This window comes from Chamaesiphon sp. OTE_20_metabat_361, assembly GCF_031364565.1.
Map to the genome: position 1 here is coordinate 1 of NZ_JANLWO010000296.1, position 5,096 is coordinate 5,096.

Annotated in this window: 4 protein-coding genes and 1 pseudogene; 3 read left to right on the forward strand and 2 right to left on the reverse strand. The window is 43.6% G+C overall.

Features of this window, described 5'->3' with window-relative positions:
- A pseudogene (locus RMO35_RS08715) lies at window positions 1-214 on the forward strand (30S ribosomal protein PSRP-3); the annotation flags it as partial.
- Window positions 215-373: 159 nt separating this feature from the next.
- Here RMO35_RS08715 and coaE read toward each other — a convergent pair.
- Window positions 374-955, reverse strand: a complete 582-nt coding sequence (gene coaE / locus RMO35_RS08720) for a dephospho-CoA kinase (protein WP_309740292.1) — start codon at window positions 953-955, stop codon at window positions 374-376.
- A 171-nt stretch (window positions 956-1,126) separates the two neighbouring features.
- Here coaE and RMO35_RS08725 point away from each other — a divergent pair, with 171 nt between their 5' ends.
- The gene (locus RMO35_RS08725; protein WP_309740295.1) at window positions 1,127-2,404 is read left to right on the forward strand and encodes a DUF2252 family protein; all 1,278 of its coding nucleotides are present in this window, start codon (window positions 1,127-1,129) and stop codon (window positions 2,402-2,404) included.
- A gap of 140 nt (window positions 2,405-2,544) precedes the next feature.
- Window positions 2,545-3,825 (forward strand): hypothetical protein, encoded by a 1,281-nt coding sequence (locus RMO35_RS08730; protein ID WP_309740296.1) that lies wholly within the window; start codon window positions 2,545-2,547, stop codon window positions 3,823-3,825.
- Between the two features lie 57 nt (window positions 3,826-3,882).
- Here RMO35_RS08730 and RMO35_RS08735 read toward each other — a convergent pair whose 3' ends face one another.
- A complete protein-coding gene (locus tag RMO35_RS08735; protein ID WP_309740298.1) occupies window positions 3,883-4,812 on the reverse strand; it encodes a putative 2OG-Fe(II) oxygenase in 930 nt (309 codons plus the stop codon).
- Window positions 4,813-5,096 lie beyond the last annotated feature (284 nt).

Below are 5,096 nucleotides of genomic sequence, written 5' to 3' on the forward strand. Positions count from 1 at the left end.
TTTGACTGCTTATTTTTTCTGGCCGCGCAATGATGCGTGGGAACAACTCAAAGCCGAATTAGAAGCCAAACACTGGATTGCCGAACTCGATCGGGTGGGCATTCTCAACCAGGCTACTGAAGTCATCAATTATTGGCAAGAGGAAGGTAAGGGGAGACCATTACCCGAGGCTCAAGCCAAATTTCCCGAAGTTATCTTCACTGGTAGCAACTAATTTTAGCAGTTGGGGATGGGCGGATCTGTGGCGAGCAGCTTAGAAAATCGAGCGATGGGATGGTTTATCCTTGGGTTTGAGTAGCTCTATCTATTTAACGTTCCCATCACCCCTGCCAAGTTAAAGATCGTTGTTCGCCACAAAATGTGGGAATTAGAGTTAAAGTTTGATGTGACGATCGATTTGTCTTTTTAGGTCTGCTAAGGTTGTTGAATTATCTAAATTAACGTCTGCTAATGCTATTTTGGCAGCTAGAGACATTTGACTGGCGATGCGGCTGTTTGCTGCTGTCTCATCGAGCCTGTCGCGTGCCATAATTCGGTTTAACTGAGTGGGAGGATCGCAACTAACTACCCAAGTTTCTGTTACTAAGTCCGTCATTTGTGCTTCAAATAGGAGCGGAATTGCTAAAATGGCGGTAGCATCCGGTTCGAGCCGACCGATCTCGGTTTCAAAACAAGCCCGCACGTAGGGATGGATGCGAGCATCCAACCACTGACGCTCGGCTGAGTCGCTAAAAATGATTTCACCCAGCCGCTGTCGATCGAGCGTGCCATCTGGCTGTAAAATATCGCTACTATAGCGGTGAACGATTGCCTGGAGGATTGGCGAGCCGCTGGCTACTGCCGCTCGAGCGTAGAGATCTGCATCCCAAATTGGTAAGTGATATTGTGTTTGTAAGTAGTTGGTGACGGTACTTTTCCCGGTACCAATGCCACCAGTAATGCCGATTAATCGCATAAATTAGTGACTGGAAAGTAGTTGCAATCGGGGCATCGAAACTGAGGCGCGAATCGTTAATTCATGTCGCTCTATATCGATCGTTTAGATGATTTTGCTGTAAATATTTGTGGCAGTCTGTACTGGAATCTGATGAATCTTAAGTGTCTATAAGTTGGGGAGGAAGGGATTTTGGTCGATCGAGATGATGGGCAAAGTTATACGAATAGTACGCGGGATGTTTGGCAGCTAATTCAATCGTTCGATGCTCCACGGGAGAGGCTACGCCAACGACAGCGCAATCCCCAGATACTACCACAGAAGTATCTCAAAATGCGTAAGAGTGCTTTGGCATTTTTCAGGGCAACATGTCATTTATTTTATCGAGATCTACCTCAAAATTCAAGCCTAAATTTAGCTCCCTCTACCTGGATTTGTGGCGATCTACATTTAGAGAATTTTGGTGCGTATAAGGGTGATGACAGGCAAATTTATTTTGGCATTAATGATTTTGATGAAGGTGCATTAGCGCCTTGTCTATGGGACGTTAGCCGTTTGGTTACGAGTATTTTCCTAGCAACAGATCTATTAGAGCTGGATCGATCGGGACAAACGAAATTAGCTCAAATTTATCTGACTACTTATGCAGATACACTAGCATCTGGATCGATAAAAGCGATCGATACCGCTAATGCACGCGGGATTGTTGGCGATCTACTTACAGCAGTCAGCCGTCGCAAACGACGCGATCTATTAGCAGAGCGAACAGAAATAGATCGAGAGCGTCGTCACTTGAAAATTGATGGCGTCAAAATATTAGCAATTAGCGATTTGCGCCGACAGGAAATTATTAAGACGATCGATACCTGGGCACAAACACAAGCAGAGCCAGAATTTTTTCAGGTTTTGGATGTGGGATTCCGAGTGGCTGGAACGGGGAGTTTGGGACTCGATCGGTATATCATTTTAGTAAAAGGGAAAGGTTCGCCCGTTGGCAAAGCCTCTCCTCTGGAGAATCGCAATTACTTACTCGATTTTAAACAACAGCCAGCATCCGCCTTAGAGCCATATTTACTCACAGCACAACCTGAATGGAAACGAGCAGCTAGAGTGATGAAGGTTCAGCAGCTCGTCCAATCGGCACCACCAGCACTACTGGCTGCTATTGAATTTAGTGGTGATAGCTATCTATTGAGAGAACTCCAACCCACTGAGGACAAAATTGCCTTCAAATCTGATAAGATCGGTTTGTCCGATTTAGAGAGACTAATCGATACGATGGGCGAGGTTACTGCCTATGCACACCTTCATGGTAGTGGTAAATTAGGAGCGGCAATCGATCGAGATCTTGTAGATTTCGGACACGGTTTGGAATGGCAGCAACAGGTATTAGATTATGCCGATGCTTATGCTCGGCAAGTAGAGTTAGATTATCAAGTTTTTTGTCAAGATTCTCAAAAACTAGCTTAATTTAGATAGTGTCTATCTGGGAGGTGATTTCGATGTTTTACAACTAAATTATCATAGCTTTTATTATACTGAAATTTAGTTTTCTCTGTTTCTCAGTCGGTCTAAAAATCGGGCTTATTAGTATCTTAATTTAGTTTAACGTGAAATATTTCAGACTATTAATTGGGATTGGGGTACTCGGATTAGGTGCTTGTCATCGAAATTTACCGACAGCATCGACACCAGCAACGCCAGCAACGCCGCAACCTATTACACCGATACCCACGACTTCGCCCCCGTCGATTAACACCACAACGCCGCTCGCCTCACCCAACCCGTTAATTCCTAACGTTACATCCTTACCAGCTCCAGCAATTATCGTCCCGCCACTTCCCGCTCGGGTGGGTGACTATCAAGTCATTGATGAGTTAAAGCAACCTCAATTTATGGCGCAGAGTCGGGATATTTTAAAAGCGGGTAGCTTACCAAATACGAAAGTAAAATTTAATGCCATAGATTTATTAGTAGTTTTAAAAAGTACCCGCAAATACTTTAGGAATACATTAGACAGCGATCCAGATCTCCAGCGCGAGGGGATTTTGGGTACTCAAGGAGTTAAAGTTACGGATATTTTGAAAACACTAGATTTTATGGTGTTGACAATTCAACAGGATCTCAAAGCCAAACGACCGATTCGACTGCAAGATCCAAAATTCTTAAATAGCAATTTTCGGACGATTCAATGGACGGCTTTCAATCCTACGGCAACAGATGAGAAACGAGTCAGGATGACTAAATATGCCGTATTCACTCATCGAGGCTCCCGTACTCCTACTAAGGAATTTAATGCTGGACTGTATGCGCTCAAATCCGGTACCGACATCGATGGAATTAGGCTGAAATACACCAAGCAAGACGTACTCAAAAATATTTATGAACCTGAAGGTCAAGAATTTGGAACGGTCGAACCTTTAGCATATCTCGATCGCGAGGGCTTGGAATCAGCTTTAATGCAAGGTACCGTCCTGATTAAATTCCCAGATGGTAAATCGGCATTTTTTAATGTCGATCGCAACAATAATATTCCTTATATTAAAGGTTTAGCGCCAACAGAACAAAAGCGATATTGGTATTTTAAACCAGTAACAGCAATTAAAGGATTTGGGCAAACGATCGAGACTAAAATATCTCTCAAACCGGGCGTAACTTTTGCCGGAGATGTCCTCAATATTGGTTTAGGTAGGATCGTAGTAACTGAGAATTCGCTCGATGGGAAACCACAGTTAAGAATGGGAATTATTGCCGATACAGGTGGGGCTTTTTTACCAAATTTACATCAATTAGATTTTCTGGCTGGAGTGTTTGATAACAAGGATGATTTTGCTGCATATACGCGCAAATTACCGGAATATACTAAAGCATACATTCTCGTCAAACGGTAAAAGCGATAGCTAGTTGGGAATGGCGATTTGGTAAATCTATTCCCAATCTATTTTATCTTAATATCGTTTGAAGAATCGCCAAACTGACAGAGCTAAAGAGAAAAGATAGGATAGTCCGATCGCCAATTGCCATGGACTCCAGAATTTAAAGCGGGGATTAGCTTCGAGCAGTTTTTGCAACTCTGTGGTTGCGGCAAGCTGAGATCCCGATCGATCTATTCTGTCATGAAGTGCCGTCTGTAGCTTTGGCCCTAACTTTTCCAGAATCCTGGGTGGTGGAATGACGATATTTTGGTCTGCACAACCCGGTAGGAAACTCATCATCAGTACTGTCTGCGATCTAGAGTCAGCTTGAGAACGACCATGCCACACAGTACGTGTGAACAACCAAATATCTCCTTTCTTCCCAGTTAGCGCTCTCAGCCAAGGAGCAATATATTTCGGTTTAATAAATGGCAGTGAGTTGATAATCCGTGGCCAAGCATCCGAGCCAGGGAGGAGGACTGTGCTGCCCGCTGGAGATGGGACATCATCTAAAAGAATTTGTAAACATGTTTCCCCCGGACGATCTTGATGTATTCGCAAGCAACCTGAGCCGGGATTTGCTCTGCGGATCTGAACCAGCCACATTTTATAATCCTGGCCAAGAACATCAAGTAACAGTCGATCTACGATCGGATCTGCGAGAATAGATTCTAGGGCTTGGTCTAGTTGGGGTGACTGACCTAAAATATCATAAAGAATCGTTACATTTTGGGTCGCTGTCCACAACAAGGGTTCCCATTCTTGACGATCGAAGAATTTTACTGCTTTCTCAAGCTGCTGAGATTCTCCTGCTAATAATTTTTGCGATTCCTGTGCTATGACTCGAACAGTATCATCGTCAAGTAGCTTTGGGAGACGGACACACCCATACTTTACATATTCAGAGGTCAGATCGGTGACATTCACGACTATACCTATTTGATGCTGTTCGACAGCTTTCAAAATTTATTCTTTTTGTGTAACTTTTAGGAAAAACTACAAAGCTGTTATGATTATACATGAATTGTTCGCATAGCACAATTTACGACAAAAATTAGGAGCGAGATCGAATGTTGAGTTTTCCCACCTGCCCAAGTTAGTTCGGACTCGTTGGCGAAGCCTCTTCTAAGAAACTCAAGCCACAATTAGCTCAGGAACTAGATCGAAGCCCATTTTCTTCGCCCGTTGTTTTATATGTTTAAGCACTCGTTGTTGGTATTGATGCTCATAAGCTTCGGCACCAGCAT

Excerpts from the sequence above, each read along its gene's own strand:
- coaE (WP_309740292.1), bottom strand. The coding sequence starts at position 955 with ATGCGATTAATCGGCATTACTGGTGGCATTGGTACCGGGAAAAGTACC.